19 protein-coding genes and 2 riboswitches are annotated in these 21,918 nt (G+C 66.6%); of the genes, 6 read left to right on the top strand and 13 right to left on the bottom strand.

What is annotated here, in order from left to right; translation table 11 throughout:
• Window positions 1–55 precede the first annotated feature (55 nt).
• From mtgA to AC6H0R_RS12495, 4 genes are read right to left on the bottom strand one after another with little or no spacing between them, the layout of a single operon-like run.
• A complete protein-coding gene (mtgA, locus tag AC6H0R_RS12510) occupies window positions 56–751 on the bottom strand; it encodes a monofunctional biosynthetic peptidoglycan transglycosylase (RefSeq protein ID WP_497581688.1) in 696 nt (231 codons plus the stop codon).
• Window positions 748–1,581 carry a shikimate dehydrogenase gene (gene aroE / locus AC6H0R_RS12505; RefSeq protein WP_497581687.1) on the bottom strand — a complete coding sequence of 278 codons (834 nt, stop codon included), beginning with the start codon at window positions 1,579–1,581 and terminating at the stop codon, window positions 748–750. The genes mtgA and aroE overlap by 4 nt, the downstream gene beginning before the upstream one ends.
• A 2-nt stretch (window positions 1,582–1,583) precedes the next feature.
• Window positions 1,584–2,966, bottom strand: a complete 1,383-nt coding sequence (locus AC6H0R_RS12500) for an energy transducer TonB (protein ID WP_497581686.1) — start codon at window positions 2,964–2,966, stop codon at window positions 1,584–1,586.
• A 9-nt stretch (window positions 2,967–2,975) separates the two neighbouring features.
• Entirely contained in the window at window positions 2,976–4,889 is a 1,914-nt protein-coding gene (locus AC6H0R_RS12495) for a ribonuclease catalytic domain-containing protein (RefSeq protein ID WP_497581685.1), read from the bottom strand.
• Between the two features lie 153 nt (window positions 4,890–5,042).
• Here AC6H0R_RS12495 and AC6H0R_RS12490 point away from each other — a divergent pair, with 153 nt between their 5' ends.
• Both AC6H0R_RS12490 and AC6H0R_RS12485 read left to right on the top strand, forming a co-directional pair.
• Entirely contained in the window at window positions 5,043–5,558 is a 516-nt protein-coding gene (locus AC6H0R_RS12490; RefSeq protein ID WP_497581684.1) for a DsrE family protein, read from the top strand.
• A 47-nt stretch (window positions 5,559–5,605) separates the two neighbouring features.
• On the top strand, window positions 5,606–6,205 hold the full coding sequence (locus AC6H0R_RS12485; RefSeq protein ID WP_497581683.1) for a Z-ring associated ZapG family protein: 600 nt from the start codon (window positions 5,606–5,608) through the stop codon (window positions 6,203–6,205).
• Between the two features lie 5 nt (window positions 6,206–6,210).
• On the opposite strand, the gene AC6H0R_RS12480 is transcribed toward AC6H0R_RS12485, so the two are convergent.
• From AC6H0R_RS12480 to AC6H0R_RS12470, 3 genes are read right to left on the bottom strand one after another with little or no spacing between them, the layout of a single operon-like run.
• Window positions 6,211–6,792: a YqiA/YcfP family alpha/beta fold hydrolase gene (locus tag AC6H0R_RS12480; RefSeq protein ID WP_497581682.1), complete on the bottom strand. Its 582-nt coding sequence runs from the start codon at window positions 6,790–6,792 to the stop codon at window positions 6,211–6,213.
• Window positions 6,789–7,046 carry a YkgJ family cysteine cluster protein gene (locus tag AC6H0R_RS12475; protein WP_497581681.1) on the bottom strand — a complete coding sequence of 86 codons (258 nt, stop codon included), beginning with the start codon at window positions 7,044–7,046 and terminating at the stop codon, window positions 6,789–6,791. The genes AC6H0R_RS12480 and AC6H0R_RS12475 overlap by 4 nt, the downstream gene beginning before the upstream one ends.
• Before the next feature lie 6 nt (window positions 7,047–7,052).
• Window positions 7,053–7,577: a DUF2478 domain-containing protein gene (locus AC6H0R_RS12470; protein ID WP_497581680.1), complete on the bottom strand. Its 525-nt coding sequence runs from the start codon at window positions 7,575–7,577 to the stop codon at window positions 7,053–7,055.
• 170 nt (window positions 7,578–7,747) lie between these two features.
• Here AC6H0R_RS12470 and AC6H0R_RS12465 point away from each other — a divergent pair, with 170 nt between their 5' ends.
• Window positions 7,748–9,544 carry an SLC13 family permease gene (locus tag AC6H0R_RS12465; RefSeq protein WP_497581679.1) on the top strand — a complete coding sequence of 599 codons (1,797 nt, stop codon included), beginning with the start codon at window positions 7,748–7,750 and terminating at the stop codon, window positions 9,542–9,544.
• Here the strand turns inward: AC6H0R_RS12465 and AC6H0R_RS12460 are convergent, their stop codons facing one another.
• From AC6H0R_RS12460 to AC6H0R_RS12440, 5 genes are all read right to left on the bottom strand, one after another.
• Entirely contained in the window at window positions 9,545–11,827 is a 2,283-nt protein-coding gene (locus AC6H0R_RS12460) for a putative bifunctional diguanylate cyclase/phosphodiesterase (RefSeq protein WP_497581678.1), read from the bottom strand.
• 156 nt (window positions 11,828–11,983) lie between these two features.
• Window positions 11,984–12,328, bottom strand: coding sequence for a 4a-hydroxytetrahydrobiopterin dehydratase (locus tag AC6H0R_RS12455; protein WP_497581677.1), 345 nt, complete (start codon window positions 12,326–12,328; stop codon window positions 11,984–11,986).
• A 64-nt stretch (window positions 12,329–12,392) separates the two neighbouring features.
• Window positions 12,393–14,321 carry a phosphomethylpyrimidine synthase ThiC gene (thiC, locus tag AC6H0R_RS12450; RefSeq protein WP_497581676.1) on the bottom strand — a complete coding sequence of 643 codons (1,929 nt, stop codon included), beginning with the start codon at window positions 14,319–14,321 and terminating at the stop codon, window positions 12,393–12,395.
• A gap of 139 nt (window positions 14,322–14,460) precedes the next feature.
• Window positions 14,461–15,294, bottom strand: coding sequence for a bifunctional hydroxymethylpyrimidine kinase/phosphomethylpyrimidine kinase (gene thiD, locus AC6H0R_RS12445; RefSeq protein WP_497581675.1), 834 nt, complete (start codon window positions 15,292–15,294; stop codon window positions 14,461–14,463).
• A 59-nt stretch (window positions 15,295–15,353) separates the two neighbouring features.
• Window positions 15,354–15,455, bottom strand: a riboswitch (TPP riboswitch).
• 83 nt (window positions 15,456–15,538) lie between these two features.
• Window positions 15,539–16,129 carry a TMEM165/GDT1 family protein gene (locus AC6H0R_RS12440; RefSeq protein ID WP_497581674.1) on the bottom strand — a complete coding sequence of 197 codons (591 nt, stop codon included), beginning with the start codon at window positions 16,127–16,129 and terminating at the stop codon, window positions 15,539–15,541.
• A gap of 89 nt (window positions 16,130–16,218) precedes the next feature.
• A riboswitch (yybP-ykoY riboswitch) is annotated at window positions 16,219–16,346 on the bottom strand.
• Window positions 16,347–16,439: 93 nt separating this feature from the next.
• On the opposite strand from AC6H0R_RS12440, the gene AC6H0R_RS12435 reads away from it, so the two are divergent.
• Entirely contained in the window at window positions 16,440–17,738 is a 1,299-nt protein-coding gene (locus AC6H0R_RS12435; RefSeq protein ID WP_497581673.1) for a carbonic anhydrase, read from the top strand.
• Here the strand turns inward: AC6H0R_RS12435 and AC6H0R_RS12430 are convergent.
• On the bottom strand, window positions 17,735–18,943 hold the full coding sequence (locus tag AC6H0R_RS12430) for an MFS transporter (protein WP_497581672.1): 1,209 nt from the start codon (window positions 18,941–18,943) through the stop codon (window positions 17,735–17,737). The two genes, AC6H0R_RS12435 and AC6H0R_RS12430, sit on opposite strands and share 4 nt — an antisense overlap.
• Window positions 18,944–19,107: 164 nt before the next feature.
• Between AC6H0R_RS12430 and AC6H0R_RS12425 the strand changes: the two genes are divergently transcribed.
• Window positions 19,108–20,376, top strand: coding sequence for an imelysin family protein (locus AC6H0R_RS12425; protein ID WP_497581671.1), 1,269 nt, complete (start codon window positions 19,108–19,110; stop codon window positions 20,374–20,376).
• Between the two features lie 43 nt (window positions 20,377–20,419).
• Window positions 20,420–21,910 (top strand): di-heme oxidoreductase family protein, encoded by a 1,491-nt coding sequence (locus AC6H0R_RS12420; RefSeq protein ID WP_497581670.1) that lies wholly within the window; start codon window positions 20,420–20,422, stop codon window positions 21,908–21,910.
• The last annotated feature ends 8 nt before the right edge of the window (window positions 21,911–21,918 follow it).

The following is a 21,918-nucleotide window of genomic DNA, read 5'->3' as shown; positions in this document are numbered from 1 at the left end:
TTTACGGGCTTGTGCGTTGTGAAGCGACCGCAGTTTGTGCGGGCCGCATGCTGCCTCAGTCGGGGATGCGGGTGTACATCATGCGGCCCCGAACACTCTCGGCGATGGCCGCCAGTCGCGGGCCGAAGGCATCCGCGTAGTGTCGCGGGTTGGGCAGCATGACCGCCATCTGGGTGCCCTCGACCGGCCCCAGACGGCTTGCCGAAATGCCGTAGTGCTGGCGTGCTGCGGCCTCTGCGCCGAACACGCCGTCGCCCCATTCGACGACGTTCAGATACACCTCGAGGATGCGTCGCTTGCTCCAGGTGGTCTCGATCATCACCGTGATGATGGCCTCCTGCGCCTTGCGCACATAGCTGCGACTGGGCGACAGGAACAGATTCTTGGCGAGCTGCTGCGTGATCGTGGACCCGCCGGAGGCGCGCTCGCCGCGCGCACGGTTGCGTTCGATGGCGCGCTGGATGCCGCTCCAGTCGAAGCCATAGTGGTCCATGAAGGCGTCGTCCTCGGCGGCCACCACGGCGCGCTTGAGGTGGACGGAGATGCGCTGGTAAGGCACCCAGCGGTGATCCAGCTCGGCGCGTGGGTCGCGTTCGCGTAGTTCGTTCAGGCGGAGGTGCATGAAGCTGGTCATGGCCGGGTCATGGTTGCGCCACCACAGCACATGCGCCAGAAACCAGCCTTGCACCAGCGCAAAGGCCAGCAATACGGCGCCCAGCGTCAGCGCCAGGCGGCGCATCGTGCGCTTCATCCCCTGCCGAGTCCGGCGCGCAGGGCTTCGAGCACCGGCGCGGTGACCGGGCGCACGCCGCGCCACAGCAGAAAGCTTTCGGCGGCCTGTTCGACCAGCATGCCCAGTCCGTCGGCCAGCCGGGCCGCACCGTCCGCGCGTGCGGCGCTCAGAAAGGGGGTGTCGCCGCGGCCGTACATCATGTCGTAGGCCAGTGACTGCGGTGCATGGATGCCCGGCGGCAGCGCCGGTGCCTGATCCGAGAGACTGGCTGCAGTGGCGTTGATGATGAGGTCGAACGTGCGTCCGGCTAGCGCCTCGAAGCCGCAGGCGTCGAGCTCGGTCACCACTGCGCGCGGCGCAAAGCGTGCGACCAGTTCCTCGGCGCGGGCCGGTGTGCGGTTGGCGATGGTCAGGCTGGCCGGATGTTCGTCGAGCAGCGGCAGGATGGCGCCGCGCGCCGCGCCGCCGGCGCCAAGCAACAGCACGCGCACGCCGCCCACCGGTTGGCCGAGGTTGTGCACCAGATCGCGCACCAGCCCCGCGCCGTCGGTGTTGTCACCGAAGATGCCCTCGGCGTCGAAACGCAGCGTGTTCACCGCACCGGCCGCATCGGCGCGTGCCGACAGCGCGTCGGCCAGGGCATGGGCTTCGAGCTTGAACGGCACGGTGACATTGAGGCCGCGTCCGCCGTTGTGGCGAAACGCGGCCACGGTCGTGCGAAAGCCGTCGAGCGGCGCAAGCAGGGCGCCATATTCCATGGGTTGCCCGGTCTGCGTGGCGAAGGCCGCGTGGATCTGCGGCGACTTGCTGTGCGCGATGGGATTTCCGATGACGGCGTACTGGTCCATGTTCAACGGGTTCTCAACTGGTCGGAGTTGGTGAAGGACCACGTGCGGGTGATCTCGATGATGTCGGTGTCGGCCCGGATATCCGGCGGGAACGGGGCATACGGCGCGGCCAGCCGGACAATCTCGATGGCGGCCTTGTCGAGCACGTCGTGACCGGAGGAGCGGTCGACGTCGATGCGTTCGACCGTGCCGTCGGCGCGGATCGAAACGGTCAGCACGAGGTTGCCGTATACCTTGCCGCGCGCGGCCTCAGGGTAGTTCAGGGTGCCGATGCGTTCGACCTTCTGACGCCAGTCCTCAGCGTATTGCGCGAAACGGTGTTCGCGTGCGCGGGTGCCGATCTGGACCTTGCGCGGCCGCTTCGAGAATTCATCCAGCCGGCGGTCGATCTGCGCCTCCAGGCGCGCGATGGCAGCGACCGAATCCATCAGGTCCAGCCCGGAGAGGGCCGGGCGTTGCGGTGGCGCAGGGGGCGCGGTAACCGGTTCGACCGGCGCGGGCGCCGGTGGCGCGGCTTGCGGTTCCGCGGCAGCGGGAGCAGGTACTGATGTCGGTGTCGGTGTCGGTGTCGGTTCGGGTGCGGGGGGCGGTACCGACTGCGCCACCGCTGCCGGCGCGGGGCGCGCAGCGGGTGCGGGCTGCGGCGTGGGTTCGACAATCGCTGCGGCCGCTGCCTGCGGTGGTGGCGCGATGTTCGCCGGAGGCAGTTGCGGGCGCGGCGGCGGTGGCGTGATGACGGGGGTCTCGATGGCGGTCAGCACCGGGGGTGGCGGCGGAGGTGGCGGTTCGGTGCGCACGGGCTCCGGCGTGTCGAAGCTGAATTGCTGACGTGCGGGCTCCGGCGCGGGCAGCGGTACGGCAACGGGAGCGGGTGTCGGCGGTAATGGCAACGGAGTCGGTGGCGCCGGCACGAGCGCAGGCGGCGGGGCCGGTTGTGGCGCGGGCACGGGCGGCAGGATGAGGGCTTGAGGTGCGGGTGGCTCGGGCTCGGGGGGCGGCTCGGGCGGCGGGGTCGGTGCCTGTGGCGGTGTCGCGCGGCGGGCGTCGGCCAGCGCGTCGCCGCGCACGTTCTCTTGGCGTGGTGGCGTCGGGGTGCTGGGGCGGGCGTCCTCAAGCGTGGTCGTGCCGCCGCCGTCCAGGTTGGCCTGAGCCAGCACGTCCGCCTTGTCCGGAGCGCGTTCGCGCTTGGCGTTGACCAGCACCACGTCGAGTTGATTGACCTGCTGGCGCGGTGGCGGGGGCGACTGCGAGAAGGTGATGCCCAGCACCACGGCGTGCAGCACCAACGATGCGACAATGGCAAACGGCAACGGCAGGCTCGCTCCGCCGGTGCGGGCGCCTTCGCGGGAGCGCGAGAGCAGCGGGGCACGTGCCAGGAGCGTCATCGTTTGGGGTCAGCTGCCTTCGAAGAGCGCCTCACCGGTTTCCTCGGGGTCGGGCTCGGACAGGGTTTCGAGGTGGCGTGCAGTCAGATCGAGGTCGACCAGATCGCTGCCTTCCAGTGCCAGTCGCACCTGTGCGCCGGGCATCTGCAAGGGCATGGAGGGCACCTTGGTCACCAGCGGTGTGCGGTCGATGCGCACCACGTTGTCGCGCAGCACGCGTGCGGTGATCTCGGGTTCGCCGCGCTGGCGCAGCCAGCGCAGGCACCAGTAGCGTTCCATCATGCGCTGGAATTCGGCGTAGGCTGCGTAGGTCAGCTCGAAGTCGCGCATTGCCGCCATCAGCTCGGTCGAGCGCGGCGCGAAGGGCGGGGTCTCGCCGCGCACGACGGCCACGATCTGCCACTGGTTGACGAGGTCGACGTAGCGACGCAGTGGCGAACTGGACCACGCATAGCAATCGACGCCCAGCGCGTCGTGCGGTTCGGCGTGGGTGCTCATGCGCACCTTGCCGCCGTTCTGCACGCGGTACAGCCCGGGGACGCCGGCCTGGTCGAGCATCTTGCCCCAGGTGGCGTTGGCGTGAATCATCAGCTCGGCCACGAGTTTGTCCATCGGTGAGCCGCGCTTGCGGTCACTGATGGTGACGTGGCCGGGGCCGTCAGCGGTTTCCATCGTCCAGTCGACGTAGAAGCTGTAGTCGACCTGATCCGAGTTGGCGCTGGGCTTGCCGCGCCCGGCCTCCAACACCGTGGCCAGCTCCCACAGCAGCACCAGTTCACGCTTCCACGGGAAGTCGGGGACGTTCTCCTCACTCAGCGTGGTTTCGTTGAAGAAGGGTTCGATGTCGTGATGACGCAGGTTGGCGGCCACCGGAATGCGCTCCACCTTGCTCTCGAAACCGGTGACGGCCAGCGCCGGGCTGACGTCCAGATACAGCGACACGGCCGGGCATTCGCGTCCGGCGGCGAGCGTGAAGCACTCGACCACTTCGTCCGGCAGCATGGTGATCTTGTTGCCCGGCATGTACACCGTCGACAGGCGGCGGCGCACGATTGCATCGAGCGAGGAGCCGCGTTCGAAACCCAGCCCGGGTGCGGCAATGTGGATGCCGATGCGCCAGCCGCCGCCGTCGCGCGGGGTGACCGAGAAGGCGTCGTCGATCTCGGTGGTGGTGGCGTCGTCGATCGAGAAGGCGGCAACCTGGGCCAGCGGCAGTTCGGCAAAATCCGCGTGCGGCAGTTCAAAGGCCGGGAAGGCTGCGCCGTCCGGGAATTGCTCGAACAGGAAGCGGTTGTAGTGAAAGTCGTAGCTCGAACGCAGCGCACCGCACTTGAGTAGCAGGCGCGGGGCAGACAGGCCGGCGTCGACGCAGGCCGCCTCCAGCGCCTTGACCTCGGGGCGGTTGCGGTCGGGCCGGTACAGCACCTGCTCGACCATTCCGTTCAGTTCGACCGGCAGCTTGCCCTCGACCAGCTCGGCGCGCATGCGCTCGATGGCCTCGGCCTGCAGGCGCTTCTTCTCCAGCCCGGCCAGCGCGGCCTGCAGGATGTCGGGCGGCGCCTTGCGGAAACGCCCGCGGCCCTTGCGGTGAAAGTGGATCGGGGCCGAATGCAGGCGCAGCAGCACGGCGGCTGATTCGAGCGCGCTCGGGGTGTGGCCGTGATACTCGGCGGCAAATTCCTCGAAGGCGAACTCTTCGTCACCGCAGACCTCCCACAGGAAGTCGGTCTCCAGTGCCTCGGCCTCGCGCTCGGCGCGCTCCAGCAGCTCGGCCGGAGCCGGCTCGCGGAAACGCATCAGCACGTGCGAGGACTTGAGCTTGAGCCGCTTGCCGTGGGTGGTTTCGATCTGCAGGGTAGCGTCGTTGTCGGTCAGGATCGTGCCTGCCTTGAACGCGCCACTGTCTTCGAAGAGGACAAACATCCGGGTCGCCGTGAGGAAATGAGCGTGCTAGTTTAGCAGGGTCGCCGCCGTCCACCCGGAGCGGCAGCGCAGGTGTCGGGACGTATACTTCAGCTTTCGGCCATGGCGGGAAGCCCGGTCCGGAAACACCGTTGATTTCCTCAGGAGAACTTCATGATCGCCAGCCGTTTCGCTCTGTTTTCCGGGCGTCCCGTTGCCTTTGCGCTTGCTGCGCTGCTGTTTGCGCTCGCCTTCGTGGCGACCCCGGCGCGGGCCGAGGAAGAGCCCAAGGTGGTGTATCACGCCGACTTCTCCGATCCGCGCCGCTTCAGCGCGATGCTGACCAGCATCAACAACATGGTCACGCACTATCAGAACGAGCTCATCGACTACGACGTGCGCATCGTCTTCGTGGCGCACGGCATCCGTTTTGTCACCGACGACAAGCTGACTGGAACGCCCTTCGAGGAAGACGCCGAGATGGCCGAGCGGCGCGAGAACAACGCCAGTCGTCTGCGGGCGCTGAACGAAGTGCAGGGTGTGAAGCTCGAACTGTGCGACATCACGCGTTCGCAGATCGGCCTGGCCGAAGACAAGGTGTATGGCGGCGTCACGATGGTGAAGTCGGGCGTGGTGCGGATTGCCGAGCTGCAACAGAACCAGGGTTTCGCCTACATCAAGATCGAGTAAGGCAGCGCGCAGCAGCGTTTTTTTCAAGCATTCAATGAGGTAGAAGCATGTCTGGACAAGCCTTGTGGGCCTTTGTGATCGTTCTGGTGCTGGTCGCAGCGGGACTCGGATTCTTCTTCGGCCGTGTCAGCAACAGCGGCATGAAAGAGCGTGTGCGGGAGGCCGAAGAAGCGGTTGGCCGCAAGGATTCCGAGTTGGCGGCCTATCGGCGCGAAGTCGATGCGCATTTCGACAAGACTGCCACTTTGTTCGTCTCCATGGCGGGCTCCTACAAGGCTTTGTTCGAGCACCTGTCGAGCGGCTACGAGAAACTGTCCGACGGTTCCAGCCGGGACCTGTTCCGGGAGCATGTGGCGACCTTGCTGATTGATGCCCCGCAGCAGCAGGCAGAGACGCCGAATGAAGAGCCGGCCGGTGAGGAGGCGTCGTCGGCACCGGACGAGCGGTCGGACGAGGCCGAGGCGCTACTTGCCGGCATCCATCCCGAGCCGCCGTCGCCTGCCGAAATGGCGGAGGCCGAGGAGCGTGAAGCGCAGCAGGTTGATCCGGTGCAGGCCGATGCCGAAGCGGCTCGGGCTATGGATGAGGAGCGCCGCGAGCCGACCGAAACCGGGCCCGCCGACGCACCGGCGCCGCGTCGCGACTGAGCCTCTCAGCCCAGTCCGGCAAACTCGACGATGTCGTCGAGGTAATCGTTCCAGCGTGAGAAGCCGTGGTCCCCGCCGTCCAGCACGGTCTGGCGGGCGCCGCGGTATTTTTTGACTGCGTGGCGATAGTCCAGCACCTCGTCCCCCTTCTCGGCCAGCAGCCAGAAACGTGTCGGGTCCGACAGCGGCCCGGTGTCGAGCGCACGCAGCTGATCGATATGCTCCAGCGTGAAGTCGAAGGCTTCGCCCGAATACAGGTTGGTCTGGGTGCCGATCCATGGCGCGAGGTCAATCGGTGCGACCACTGCAGGATTGACGACCACCGCGCGCAGTGCGTGGCGCTCGGCGAGAAAGGTCGCGTAGTAGCCCCCCAGTGAGCTGCCGACCAGTGTGGGTGGGCGCTCCGGGCTGCGCTCGCGCGCATCCTGAATGGCGTGTTCGATCAGCGCCAGGGCGTGCGCCGGCACGTGCGGCAACTGCTCACACCAGAAGGCGTGGCCCAGGCCGCGCTGCTCCATATGCTGTTTGAGGGACTGCGCCTTGTTCGAGGCGGGCGCGGAGCGGAAGCCGTGCAGGTAGATGATCATTGCGGGCGGGTCAGGGTTTCTAGGTCGTTCAGCCAGGCGAGCGCGTACTCGCGTGTTTCGCCGCACATTTCGGTCGATGGGCTAAGGCCGCTGCAGCAGGCGGGGCGCTCGGGCTGCCCGAAAATGCGGCAGCGCAGGTGCTCGTCGAGCTGTACGCAGGCAACGCCGGCCGGTTTGCCTTGTGGCATGCCCGGGATGGGTGACGAGATGGACGGTGCGATGCAGCACGCGGCGCAAGTTGAGCGGCATTCCATGCCGCGTCAGCCTGCGCAGACGCGCAGACACCAGGCCAGAATGGCCTCGCGCTCGGGCGGCAGCAACTCGCCGTAGCCGCCGGAGAATTCTTCCCACTCCGGCTTGAAGCGTTTGCCGACCGCCGTGAGCAGCGGAATGCCGGCTGCCACGACCAGGCCGATCTCCTCGCGCAGGCCGCAGCCCAGTGCTTCCTGGGCGCCGAACTTGTTCACGCAGATCAGCTGGGCGCCGTCTTCCACGGCACGACGGATGGCGACTGCGGCGTGCGCCAGCGAAGCCGGATCAAGCCGGCAGGCTTCCGAGCCACGGCCCAGCGCCTGCGACAGCGAGAAGCGTTCGCCGTTGGCCAGGTTTTCCAGCTCCATCGCGCAGGGATCCTCAATCTCCATGCCGATGTCGTGCTGCAGCACGCCACCCAGGCGCAGGCCGCGCTGTGCGAGCAGGTGCGCGACTTCGAGCATCAGGTCTTCGACCGGATCGTCGGGCGTGTACAGGATGGCTGCAAGCGGGGCGGGAGCGTCGTCAGTCATGGCGAAACAGGGCATGTGGTGGCGCGATTGTCGCATCAGCCAGCGTCCCGCGCGACGGCCTGCCGCTATATGTCAAAAATGGCATAAAAACTGAATATCAAATTCTTTTGATGATTCCGGCCTTGGGCCTAATGTGCGAAGCCTGTCCATCCCCCGCGCAAGGGCGCTCCATGGTTCCGGAATCACTGCACGCCGCCATCGTAGGCCTGACCCTGCTCATGCTGTTCGCCAGCTTCGTGCGCGAATGGCTCAAGCCCGAGGTCGCGGTGATGTGTGCGGTCGCCTCGCTGCTCGCGCTTGGCCTGCTCAAGCCGGGGCAGGTGCTGGGCGTGTTCGGCAACAGTGCGCCGGTGACCATTGCCTGCCTGTTCATCATCAGCGGAGCGCTGGCGCGCACCGGTTGCGTGGACCGCCTGGGCGAATGGCTGGCCGCGCTGGCCGGCAACAGCGAGCGGCGCCTGCTGCTGGCCATGCTCGGCGTCGGCGTGGTGGTGTCGCCCTTCATCAACAACACGCCGGTGGTGATGGTGATGATCCCGGCGGTGATTGCCATCACCGCGCGCCACAATATCGCACCGTCGCGCCTGTTGATTCCGCTGTCCTACGCCACCATCCTCGGTGGCCTGATCACCATGGTCGGTACCTCGACCAACATCCTGGTCGATGGCGTGGCGCGCAACATGGGGCTGGAGCCCTTCCGCATGTTCGAGATCAGCGCTCCGGCGATCGTGCTGGCACTGGCCGGTTGCGCCTTCATGTACTTCTTCGCGCCGCGCTGGCTGCCCAGCCGCGAGACGCTGACCCAGCAATTCACCGGCAGCGGCGACCGCCTGTTCATGACCGAACTGTTCGTGCCCGAGGGATCGCGCCTGGCGGGCCGTACCTTGAAGGAAGCGCGCCTGTCGAACGGGGTGATCAAGGTGCTGACGCTGTTCCGGGGTGACGACGAGATCTCGTCGCCGTCACCGGGCACGCTGCTGGTGGTCGGTGACCGGCTGGTGGTGCATAGCCGCAGCAAGGGCATGATGGATCTGCGCAGCACCGATCTGGTCGGGCTGAAGATGCCCGGTGGCGAGCACGATCTGGAAACCTTGCGTCGGCGCGGCGTGGTGATGGTCGAGGCCATCGTCGGCTCGACCTCGCGCTATGTGCAGCGGCCGATCCGCGATCTGGATCTGGCAGCGCGCTATGGCATCCACCTGATCGCGGTGCATCGCAAGAATGCCTCCATCGAGGACATCGGTGATGACTTCCAGCTGCAGTTCGGTGACGTGTTGCTGGTCGAAGGCACGCCTGCGCAGATCAAGCGCTTCTGCGAGAACGGTGACCTGTTTGCCATCACCGACGGCAAGGCACCGGCCAACCGCCCGAAGAAGGCGCCGATTGCACTCGCCACCATCGTCGGCGTGATGTTGCTGGCGGCCTTCAACGTCATGCCCATTGAGGGGCTGGCGATGATCGGTGCGGCGGTGGTGATCGCCACCGGCTGCATCCGCTCGGATGAAGCGTGGAAGTCCATTGAATGGCCGATCATCGTGCTGATCTTCGGCATGCTGGCGCTGTCGATCGCGATGCGTGATTCCGGCCTGGCCGACCTGCTGGCGCGCGGTCTGGTGGTGGCCGGCGATGGGCTCAGTCCGTGGATGATGCTGGCGCTGGTGATCCTGCTGACCTCGATCACCACCGAGTTCGTCAGCAACAATGCGGTGGCGGTGCTGTTCACGCCCGTGGTGATCGGCGTGGCGCAACAGTTGGGGGTGGATCCGCGGCCCTTCGTGGTCGGCGTCATGTTCGCTGCCAGCGCGAGCTTTGCCACGCCCATCGGCTATCAGACCAACACCCTGGTGTACAACGCCGGCAATTACCGCTTTGCCGATTTCGCGCGGCTGGGCGTGCCGATGAACCTCATCGTGTGGGTGCTGGCAAGCCTGATGATCCCGTTCTTCTGGCCGCTGGTGCCCGTCTGATCAACTGCCCGGGCGCTCGTCCAGCCATGTGCGGGCGGCGGTCGGGCGGCCGTAATAGAAACCCTGATGGACGATGGTCGCGCGGCTGGCGAGAAAGTCCGCCTGCTCGCGCGTCTCGATGCCTTCGGCCACCACGTCGAGCTGAAGGTGGCCGGCCACCGACAGGATGGTTTCAACCAGCGCCGCATCGTTGGGATCTTGCGGGGCGTCCTGGATGAAGCTCTGGTCGATCTTCAGTTCGTGGATGGGCAGGCGCTTGAGGTAGGACAGCGACGAATAGCCGGTACCGAAATCGTCGATCGAGAAGCGCATGCCGATGGCGGCCAGCTCGTTCATGCGCTCGGCAATTTCGGTGATGTTGTGGATGAACAGCCCTTCGGTGATTTCCAGCGTCAGATGCCGCGGGTCGGCGCCGGTGTCGTTGAGCACCGCCTTGAGCCACACCACGAAGTCGCGCTGGCGGAAGTGACGCGGACTGACGTTGACCGATAGCCGCAGCGTGCGTCCGGCGCGCGCTTCGAGCGCCATCAGAGAACAGGCTTCGGTCATCACCCAGGCGCCCAGCGGCACGATCAGGCCGGACTCTTCGGCCATCGGGATGAACTCGGCCGGGCTGAGCAGGCCGCGCTGCGGGTGTTGCCAGCGCACCAGTACTTCGGCACCGACCACGCCACGTTCGGCGTGGACCTGGGATTGCAGGAAAAGCCGCAACTGGCCGTCAGTCAGGGCCTGGCGCAGATCGCGCTCGACGCGGAAACTCTGCGCCGCCGACTCTCCCATGACGATGTCGAAGAAGGCGGTCTGCTCCGCTCCCGCAGCCTTGGCCCGGTGCAGTGCAGTGTCCGCGCGGCGCAGGATGGTTTCGGGTGATTCGTCGGGGCTGCTCTCCGGGAACAGCGTGATGCCGATGCTCACCGTGAGCGCGAACGCCTCGCCATCGATGGTCAGTGCTTCGCGTAGCGCGGAGTGAATCTTTTCGGCCACAACCAGGGCGCGGCGGCTGGCACGGTCAGGATGGCCCGAAGTGTCGGGCAGCAGGATGGCGAACTCGTCGCCAGTCATGCGGGCAAGCGTGTCGCCGGTGCGCAGCAGACCTTCCAGGCGCTTGCTGAAGGCCGACAGCAAGGCGTCGCCGATACGGTAGCCACGCGCGTCGTTGATGACCTTGAAACGGTTGATGTTGAGCAGCATCAAGGCTTCGATGTGGTCGCTGCGCCGATGGGCGGTGAGCCCCTGCGTCAGCCGGTCCATCAGCAGGCTGCGGTTGGGCAGGCCGGTGAGCGTGTCGTAATAGGCCAGGCGGTGGATGCGCTCTTCGGTCTGCTTGCGGTCGGTTACGTCCACCACGGCGCACTGAAGGCCTTCGATGGAACCGTCGGTGCCGCGAATCGGCGCCTTGACGATCTCCACGTGCACGATTTCACCGGTGCGCTCTGACTTGTGGGTGGCGGTGAGCGAAACCGATTCGCCGGAACTGATCACCTCGGCATCAATCGAGCGGTAGTGCTGGGCCAGCTCCGGCGGAGCGAGGGCGTAGGCGCTCATGCCGATGAGCTCCTCTTCGCTCTTGCCAAGCGTCTCCTGAAAAACCTTGTTGGCAAAGGTGATGCGGCCTTCGAGGTCGTAGCGGAAGATATTCTGCGGCAGGCTGTCGACCAGCGAGCGATACAGCGCCTCGCTTTTCTCCAGCTCGTGTTCACTGCGGTCGCGGCGCAGGCGGTTGGCCAGCAGCATGCCCAGCGCGGCGGTGGCCACCGGGGGCACGATCATCACAGGTAGGCCGATGGCGGCGATCACCGCGGGGCCCGCGCCGCCCGGCAGCGTCATCATCAGCGCGACCATTGCGGCATGCACGACGATGCCCAGCGCATACAACTCACGCCCGCGGATGTCCTCCAGCGAGCTGCGCATGCGCGCGCGCCAAAGTACCCCGATGAGCGAGGCAGCCAGAATGGTGAGTACGCCGGTGATCGCGCCGCCGCCCCCCAGGCTGTAACGGTAGGCGCCGGCAATGAGTGCGGCCACGGCCGTCGGTACGGCGCCGAAGAACAAGCCCGACATGCCGAAAATGACGGTTCGGGTGTCGAACACCACGCCTTCGGTCAGCACGAAGGGTGCCTTCATCACGCTGATGGCGATCAGCCCCAGCACCCCGCCGATCAGCAGTTGCGTGCTGCGGCTGCGGTCGAGCCGGAAGCGGCCGGTGGCCAGCTCGAACACGAGCACCATCGCCAGCAACAGGGCGGCGTTGTAGAGCAGCGCGGCGAGCACCGTGGGCCACATGGATCAGGCCGTCCGGGGCGGGGCAGTCGCAACGTGTTGCTGTGTGTGCATCGAAGAAGTTCCGGCAGGGCGGCATCCGAGTCTATCGGAATCCGTAGTAGGGACAAGTACGGATTGCGTTGTCTGCGTTCGGGTGTGGTTTATAGGTGATCCTGGCTAAGAACGGCCTGTCGCCAGCGGCTCCGTGCGCGCCGCCATGATGAAATCGTTCTCGTGCAAGCCCTTGATCTTCTTGGTCTGCCACGACACCGTCGCCCAGCCCCAACCGAAGGAAATGTCGGGGTGGTGACCCTGCTCCTCCGAGAGTTCGCCAAGACGCACAACGAAGTCCAGCGCTTCGCGGAAATTGCTGAAGGTGTAGCGCTTTTCCAGCCGGCGGGCTTCGTCGAGCAGGCTCCAGCCGGGGGTTTCGGCGAGCAGTTCCTTTGCACGTGTGGGCCCGAGCGGTGGGATGCCGCCCTGGCAGGGGGTGCAGGTTTTCTGGTTCAGCGGGGCACTCACGGGGTGTCCTCCAATGAAAACGGGCCGCGCATGGCGGCCCGTGCAGTTCAGCGGAAAAGCCGCATCAGATGTTGTGATAGACCTTGGCGCCGGTCTTCACGAATTCGATGGACTTCTCTTCCATGCCTTTGTTCAGTGCAGCCTGTTCGTCCACACCCTGTTGGGCGGCGTATTCGCGCACGTCCTGGGTGATCTTCATGGAGCAGAAGTGCGGGCCGCACATGGAGCAGAAGTGCGCGACCTTGGCCGAGTCCTTGGGCAGGGTCTCGTCGTGGAAGCTGCGTGCGCGGTCCGGGTCGAGGCCGAGGTTGAACTGGTCTTCCCAGCGGAATTCGAAGCGCGCCTTGGACAACGCGTTGTCGCGGATCTGCGCGCCCGGGTGGCCCTTGGCGAGGTCGGCAGCGTGGGCGGCGAGCTTGTAGGTGATGATGCCTTCCTTGACGTCGTCCTTGTTGGGCAGGCCGAGGTGCTCCTTGGGCGTCACATAACAAAGCATGGCCGTGCCGTACCAGCCGATCTGCGCGGCGCCGATGCCCGAGGTGATGTGGTCGTAGCCCGGCGCGATGTCGGTGGTCAGCGGGCCGAGCGTGTAGAACGGCGCTTCCTTGCACCAGTCGAGCTGCAGGTCCATGTTCTCCTTGATGAGCTGCATCGGCACGTGGCCCGGGCCTTCGATCATCACCTGGCAGTCGTGCTTCCACGCCACCTGGGTCAGTTCGCCCAGCGTTTTCAGTTCGCCCAGTTGCGCTTCGTCATTGGCGTCGTAGATGGAGCCGGGGCGCAGGCCGTCGCCGAGCGAGAAGCTCACGTCGTAGGCCTTCATGATTTCGCAGATTTCCTCGAAGTGCGTGTAGAGGAAGTTTTCCTTGTGGTGGGCGAGGCACCACTTGGCCATGATCGAGCCGCCGCGTGAGACGATGCCGGTCATGCGGTTGGCGGTCATCGGCACGTAGCGCAGCAGCACGCCGGCGTGGATGGTGAAGTAGTCCACGCCCTGCTCGGCCTGCTCGATCAGCGTGTCCTTGAAGATTTCCCAGGTCAGCTCCTCGGCCTTGCCATCCACCTTTTCCAGCGCCTGATAGATCGGCACCGTGCCGATCGGCACCGGGCTGTTGCGGATGATCCATTCACGCGTCTCGTGGATGTTCTTGCCGGTGGACAGATCCATGATGGTGTCCGAGCCCCAGCGGATGCCCCAGGTCATCTTGTCGACCTCTTCGGAGATCGACGAGCTCACGGCCGAGTTGCCGATGTTGCCGTTGATCTTCACGAGGAAGTTGCGGCCGATGATCATCGGTTCGGACTCGGGGTGGTTGATGTTGGCCGGGATGATGGCGCGGCCGCGTGCGACCTCGTCACGCACGAATTCAGGCGTGATGGTCTGCGGCAGGCTGGCGCCGTAGCTCTGGCCCGGGTGCTGGCGCAGCATCATGGCGGCCATCTTCTCGCCCTTGGGGCCGGACTCGCGCAGCGACTCGATGTATTTCTCGCGGTTGAGGTTCTCGCGGATGGCGATGAACTCCATCTCCGGCGTGATGATGCCCTTGCGGGCGTAGTGCATCTGCGTAACGTTGCCACTGAGGTTCTTGCCGGTCTTGGCGCGACGTGGCTGGCGGTGCAGGCCGGGGAAGCGCAGCTCGTCGAGCGACTTGTCGGCGGCACGCATGCGGCCGAACTCGGACGACAGATCGGACAGCTGCTCGGTGTCGCCGCGCTCGTCGATCCAGGCCTGACGCAGCGCCGGCAGGCCGGTCCGGACGTCGATCCGGGCAGCGGGGTCGGTATAGGGCCCCGAACAGTCATACACGAAGACCGGCGGATTGCGCTCGAAACCCATGGATTCCGAGGTGTCGCTCTGCGTGATCTCGCGCATCGGCACGCGGATGTCCGGGCGCGAGCCCTCGACGTAGATCTTGTGCGAATTCGGCAGCGGGGCAATGGCGGCTTCATCCACGTGGGCCTTGGCCGCAATGAATTTCTCATTGGCGTTCATGAACGTCTCCTGCAGGGTTGTATGCCATGTGAGTGGCGACGAGGAGCCGGGCGGAATGCGTGCGTGCGCACGTGCTTGTGCACCAGTACACCCGGACGGGGCGGCCGGGGGTGGCCGCCAACCAGCAATCAGCGGCGCGTCAGCGCCACAGTGCGTGGAAGTGGTGTACCGGGCCGTGGCCGCTGCCGACCGCGAGCTGACCGGATGCGGCAATGGCCCGCAGCAGGTAGTCGCGTGCGCCGCGTACCGCGGTTTCGACGGGGGCGATGGTGTTGGCGGATTGAGGCAGCAGGGCCGCAATCGCGGACGACAGGGTGCAACCCGTGCCGTGGGTGTTCTTGGTTTCGATGCGCTGGGCCGGCAGTTCGATCATGCGGTCGCCGTCGAACAGCAGGTCCATCAACTCGCCGCCCGGAAGGTGGCCGCCCTTGAGCAGCACCCAGCGCTCGCTGGAGGTGGGCAGCATCTCGCGCAGGCGTTCGGCTGCGCGATACATGGCCTTGACCGAATCCGGCTCGCTGCATTCGAGCAGCACGCCGGCTTCGGGCAGGTTGGGGGTGATCATGAAGCTCTGCGGCAGCAGCGCTTCGCGCAGCATGGCCACCGCCTCGCGGGCCAGCAGATGGTCTCCGCTCTTGGCCACCATCACCGGGTCACACACCACGAATCGCGGCTTGAAATGCGCCAGCCGGTCGGCCACGGTGCGCACGATGTCGGCGGTGCCGAGCATGCCGAGCTTGACCGCGTGGATGTCCACGTCGGCAAACAGGGTGTCGATCTGCAGCTTGAGGAAGTCGACGGGCGGCGTATGTACGCCGGTGACGGCCCGCGTGTTCTGCGCGGTCAGTGCCGCAATCACGCCGCAGCCGTAGGCGCCTAGCGCCGAGAAGGCCTTGAGGTCGGCCAGGACGCCGGCGCCGCCGGACGGGTCCACGCCAGCGATGCTGACTACGTTCGGGATGCTGTGGGTCATTGCAGGCCCCCTGTGGAACGAGGGGGCGGGGCGGGCGTGCCGCGGAGCGGAGTAGAGCAGGCGTTCATTGCGCGTTTTCCTACGCCGGTGCTAACCGGATCAGGTTCCAAGGGTATTTTCTCAGCCCGCTCAAGCGATTGCGGGCACCCCCAACGAAGGTGCGAATCCTAGCGCAGCACCCTGCTGCGGACAAGCACTCAACTCAAGATCCTGTAAAACAAAACGCCATGCCCCGGAAGAGGCGTCAGCCCTGCCACGCGCCGCTCAGCGCGACGATGCCGAGTACCGCAAAGATCACCGCTGCGACGCCATGCACCAGCCGCACCGGCATGCGGTGCGCCAGCCGGTCGCCGATCAGCACGGCCGGCACGTTGGCGATCATCATGCCCAGAGTGGTGCCAAGCACCACGGCCACCAGGGCGTCGTATTGCGCGGCCAGCGCCACCGTGGCGACCTGCGTCTTGTCCCCCATTTCGGCGAGGAAGAAGGCGATGGTCGTGGTCGCGAACACCCCCATGCCGCTTTTCAGCTGGACCTCGTCGGCGTCGAGTTTGTCCGGGATCAGCGTCCACACCGCCATGGCAAGAAAGCCCACGCCCAGCACCCAGCGCAGCACGTCGGGTCCCAGCAATTGCGTGAGCCAGGCGCCGACGGCACCCGCGAACGCATGGTTGGCAACGGTCGCGACGAAGATGCCCAGCACGATGGGCCAAGCGCGGCGGTAACGGGCGGCCAGCATGAAGGCCAGCAATTGCGTCTTGTCGCCGATCTCGGCGAGGGCAACGATACCGGTGGACACCAGAAAGGCGTCGAGGGAGAAAGTGGTGAAATTCATGAGGTCCTCCGGGCCGTGGATGAACCGATGACCGACGCGCTCCCGGCCCGAACAGCGGAGTGCGTGCGGCCAGCGGTCTTGCCAGGCTGGAGGGTCGGGGCACGGTGGGAACGTGCGCGTGCGACGCCTCGGGCTGAACGCGCCATGTCCGATGGACAAGCATGTTGACGCGTTCCTTCCGCCGGAGCGGAAGCGGCTACTCCCCGATGACGCGGCGGATTCTAACCGATTCGTTGTTGAGGCTAAAGAAAACTGCCTTGCGCGCCGTTGTAGCTAGTGGAAGCCCGCCACCCCTTCACGACGGATCGACATGCATCCCTGCCTTGGCCACACGCTCGCGGCGTTCGCGCTTGCCCTGCCGCTTACGGTGTTTGCCGTTGACGGCTGGGTGACCGTGTCGCGTGACGGCAGTCGCGAGATCCAGATTGATCGGGACAGCGTCATCCTGTCGGATGCCGGCACCAAGGTCGCCTGGGCCCGCCTGTTGCTTGGGCCTGATGAGGCTGAGCGCGCGGGCTACACCGCGGTGATGGCGCTCAACCGCTACGACTGCCTCAATCGCGGCTTCGTCACCATCCGCCGTCGCTATGTGGACGATCGCAGCGTGGTGGTGCGGGAAGACGAGGTGCGTGACCAGGCCATGCGCACGGTCACCCGCGGTGGGGTCGACGACCGGTTGTGGCGCGAGATCTGCCGGCCGCCGAGCACCGGCGATCTGACTTCGCTGGCCGACGAGGCCGAGCGTCTGGCGGCAGCGCTGGAGAGTTTGCCGGCCACGACGGTTGCCGCTTCTCCCGCGCAGCCGGCGCGTCCGTCACAGACCTCGACGCCCTCCGGGGCGACAGATCCGGCCACTCTGCCGCGCACGGAACAAGCGCCTGCGCGCCCGCCGGCGCCACCCGTCAAGCCGGCGCCGGCCTCCAGACATCCATTGCCCGACTGGAGCTACGACGAAACCAATGGTCCGCCGATGTGGGGCAAGCTGCTGCCCGACTGGTCGGCCTGCGCGAACGGTCGACGCCAGTCGCCGATTGATCTGCAGTCAGGGCTGGTGGTGGATCTGGAGCCGGTGGAGTTCGACTATCGGCCGACCTTCTTCCGCGTTGTCGACACCGGCCGCTTGTTGCGCATCCAGACCGGCGAGGGCCTGAGTGCGCGCATTCGCGGCGAACGTTTCGAGCTCATCTACATCGAGCTGCATCGCCCCGGCGAAGCGCGGGTGGATGGCGTCATTCACGACCTGTCGGTCGATCTGCACCATCGCGCCGCGGATGGTCGTCTGGCGGTGGTGTCGGTGCAGTTCCGTGTCGGCACCACACCCAATCCGGTACTCAATACCTGGCTGTCCAGTCTGCCGCTGGAGCGCGGCGGGCAGTACGCGCCGGAATTCGGCGTCGATCTGCGCCCCTTGCTGCCGGCCGATCCGGCGCACTTCCTGTACGTGGGTTCGCTGACTTCGCCGCCGTGCACTGAGGGTGTGCTGCGCGTAGTCATGAAGCAGCCCATGGACGTCTCCTGGGAGCAGCTCGGCATCATTGCCCGGTTGCATCCGCCGAGTGCGCGGCCGCTGCAGGATGGCTTCGACCGCCGGGTGCTGGAGTCACGCTAGAGGCGCGTACCTGCTTGCGTGCGCCGCGTCGCGACGAGGTAAGCCACAACCGCCCCAACCATCAGCACCACGAACAGCACCGCCATTCGGCCGTAGGCTTCATTGGCGCCGATCAGCAGGGCCACCGCCAGCGGTGCGACGGCTTTGGCGAAGAAGGCCGGCTGGGCCAGTCTGCCCATCAGGCTCCCGTAGGCCTCACGCCCGAACAGCTCGGCCGGCACCGTGCCGCGCACGATGCTCAGCACGCCGTTGGCCAGCCCGTAGATGCACGCACAGGCAAAGGCCAGCAGCGGCGCCGCGCCAGCCAGGGTCAGCAGCAGCATGGCGAGCCCCATCGTCAGCAGTGAGGCCAGTCCCACGCGCACGGCCGGCAGATTGCGCGCAAAGGTGAATTCCAGAATCCGTCCGACCACCTGCATGGGGCCGATCAGCGAGGCCGCGGCGATGGCCGTGGCCGCTTCCAGCCCGCTGGCACGCAGCGCACCGACCACATGTGCGGCCATGCCGGACACCACAAAGGCCGCCAGCGTGAAGGCGCTGGCCAGCCACAGCAGTTGCTTGCGCTGAGCGGCGCCGGCTTCGGGCGAGACCTGAAGCGCGACGGTGGCCTTCTCCTCGCGGTGGGGCCTGGGCAGCAACAGATGCAGCGGCAGGCATGGCAGCAGATGCAAGACGGCAAACACCCAGAAGGCGGCTCGCCAGCCGGCGGACTCGTCGATCCACCAGGCCAGAGGCCAGAACACGGTGCTGGCCAGCCCGCCCATCAGCGTCAGCACGGTCAGCGCCTGGCGGTAGCGAGTGCCGGCGAACTGGCTCAGGGTGGCAAAGGCGGCGTCGTACAGATTGGCCGCCATCGCCAGTCCGGCAATGATCCAGCCGAGGAAGAACAGCACCGGCCCGTCCGACAGCGCGACCATGGCCATGGAGAGCGCCGCCAGCAGCGAGCCACCGGCCATCACCTTGCCGCCACCGACGCGGTCGATGGCGCGGCCGACTGCCGGCGCGGCCAGCCCCGAGAAGCCCAATCCGAGAGAGAAGGCGCCAAACACCATGCTGGTGCTCATGCCCAGTTCGGCCGAGATGGCCGGGGCCAGCACGGCAATGCCGTAGGTGAGGGTGCCCCAGGCGATGACCTGCGTGATGCCGAGCATCACGACGTGTCGCCACAGCGGTGGCGCGGCTGGGGATGGGAGGGAGGCGGTCATGCGGCGGTCCTCGGGTGTGCCGCATCTTAGCGCGCCGGACTGTGTGCGACGCACTCCAATGCGTAACTCAAATAAGAATGAGTCGCAATACTGTGATACGCTCGCGACCTCCTGCCGTTCCTGTCGACGCAGCGTTGCGTCGCCGTCTAGGAGAGTTCCAGACCATGTTCGTCCGTTCCGCAAAAGGCCTGCTGGCCGCCGTTGTGTTTTCCGTCGCCGCCCCGGTGCTGGCGGCCGAGCGTGACGCCGTCGTCACGCATTACGCCGATCTTGCCCAAGCCATGTACGCCGATTCGCTCACCGCCGCGCGTGACTTGCAGGGGGCTGTGCGGGCGCTGGTCGAAACGCCGTCGCCGGATAGCTTGCGGGCCGCGCGCAGCGCCTGGCTGGCGGCCCGCGTGCCGTATCAGCAGACCGAGGTCTATCGCTTCGGCAACCCGGTGGTCGATGACTGGGAGGGCAAGGTCAACGCCTGGCCGCTCGACGAGGGGCTGATCGACTACGTGGATGCGTCCTATGGCACGGCTTCGGACGAGAACCCGCTGTACGTCGCCAACATCATCGGCAACACCGAGATCCGCTTCGGCGCCGACGTGGTCGATACGAGCGAGATCACCAAGGAACTGCTCACCGAGCGCCTGCACGAGATCGGCGGGGTCGAGGCCAATGTCGCCACCGGCTACCACGCCATCGAATTCCTGCTGTGGGGCCAGGACCTCAACGGCAATGGCCCGGGCGCCGGTCAGCGCCCGTGGACCGACTACGCGCAGGGTGCGCAGTGCACCGGCGGCAACTGCGAGCGTCGTGCACGCTATCTGGAAGTGGCGACCGAACTGCTGATTGACGATCTGGAGTGGATCGTCGCCCAATGGGCGGCGGACGGCGAAGCCCGTCAGGCGGTCACGGCCGATCCGGCGCGTGGTCTGTCGATGGCGCTGACCGGGCTGGGCAGCCTGTCCTATGGCGAACTGGCTGGCGAGCGCATGAAGCTCGGCCTGATCCTCGGCGATCCAGAAGAGGAGCACGACTGCTTCTCCGACAACACCCACAACTCGCACTACTACGACGTGGTCGGCATGCGCGCGGTGTATCTGGGCGAGTACCAGCGCCGCGACGGCACGCGCCTGCAGGGGCCGAGCCTGTCTGCACTGACCGCGGCGGCCGATGCCGCGCTGGACGCCGAAATGCGCAGCCGGCTCGACGCCAGCCTGGCCGCGCTCGACGCGATCCGCGCGCGTGCACAGACTGGCGAGGCCTACGACCAGCTCATCGCTGCCGGCAACACGGCGGGCAACGCGCTGATCCAGGCCGCCATCGATGCGCTGACGGTGCAGACGCGCAGCATCGAACGCGTGGTCACCGCGCTGGCGCTGCAGCCGATCGAGATTGAAGGTTCCGACAGCCTCGACAACCCTGAAGCGGTGTTCCAGTAATTCTCTTGCGGGGCCTGCGCGGCCCCGCAGTGGCAGGAGTCCCATGAAACGCAGTCTTGTCGCCGCGGCCACCATTGCCGCGGCCTGTACGCTGACCGCCGCCCCGGCCGGCGTGCCCGCCGACGAGGCGGCGCGCATTGCGCGCGTCACCGCGCCGGCCACGCAGTTCGAACGCGCCGAGCCCTTCGAGTCCAACCCCGCGGGCGCCGGCACCGTCACCAAGTTCGTCAACAGCAGCAGCTTCTCGCACCCCTCGGCCAACATGAGCTTCGAGCGTCAGCTCGACTTCCGCGTGGGCGACGGCATCTTTCGCAAGCTGTGGGTGTCGGCACCCAGCTCCACCGAGTCGTCCAATGGCCTCGGCCCGCTGTTCAACGCCCGTTCCTGTCAGTCCTGTCATCTCAAGGACGGCCGTGGTGCGCCGCCGGTGGGGAACGAGGAAGCGGTGTCGATGTTCCTGCGCCTGTCCATCCCGCCGCAGACCGATGCGGATCGCGCGGCGCTGGCGGCGCGCATCAAGAGCGTCATCGCCGAGCCGACCTACGGTACGCAGCTGCAGAACTTCTCGGTGCAGGGCGTGGCGGCTGAAGGCCGCATGAAGATCGAGTACACGGAAGAGGCCGTCACGCTGGCGGATGGCGAGGTGGTGCAGCTGCGCCGGCCGAGCTACCGCGTGGAAGACCTCAACTACGGCCCGCTGCATCCGCAGGCCATGCTGTCGCCGCGGGTGGCGCCGACCATGCTCGGCATGGGCCTGCTCGAAGCCATTCCCGAGGCCGCCATCCTGGCCCACGCCGACCCCGAGGACGCGGACGGCGACGGTATTTCGGGCCGCCCCAACCGCGTCTGGAGCGACGAGACTCAACGTGTGGAACTCGGCCGCTTCGGCTGGAAGGCCGGCAAGCCCGGCGTGGCTGACCAGAGCGCGCATGCCTTTGCCGGCGACATCGGCATCTCTTCGCATCTGGTGAATGCGCCGTGGGGCGACTGCACGCCGGCGCAGGCCGCGTGCCGCGAGGCGCCGCATGGCCGCCATGCCGAGGAAGGCGTCGAGGCCACACGCCAGATGCTCGACCTCGTGGTGTTCTACTCGCGCAACCTCGCCGTGCCGGCGCGGCGCGACGTGGATGCGCCGCAGGTGCTGGCCGGCAAACAGGTGTTCTACGAGTCCGGCTGCGCGAGCTGCCATGTGCCCAAGTTCGTCACGCGGCGTGATTCGGCCGAGCCCGAGCAGTCCTTCCAGCTGATCTGGCCGTATTCCGACCTGTTGCTGCACGACATGGGTGAGGGGCTGGCCGACCACCGCCCCGAAGGCGACGCCGACGGCCGCGAATGGCGCACCGCGCCGCTGTGGGGCATCGGCCTGACCGAGGCGGTCAGCGGCCACACCTTCTTCCTGCATGACGGGCGCGCGCGCAACCTGCTCGAAGCCATCCTGTGGCACGGCGGCGAGGCGCAGGCATCGCGCGACCGCGTCGTTGCGCTGCAGCGCGAACAGCGCGAGGCGCTGCTGGCCTTCCTGAATTCACTGTGATGAGGACT

It is taken from the genome of Pseudazoarcus sp. NS36 (genome assembly GCF_059703705.1).
This window is presented reverse-complemented; position numbering and strand designations above follow the sequence as displayed.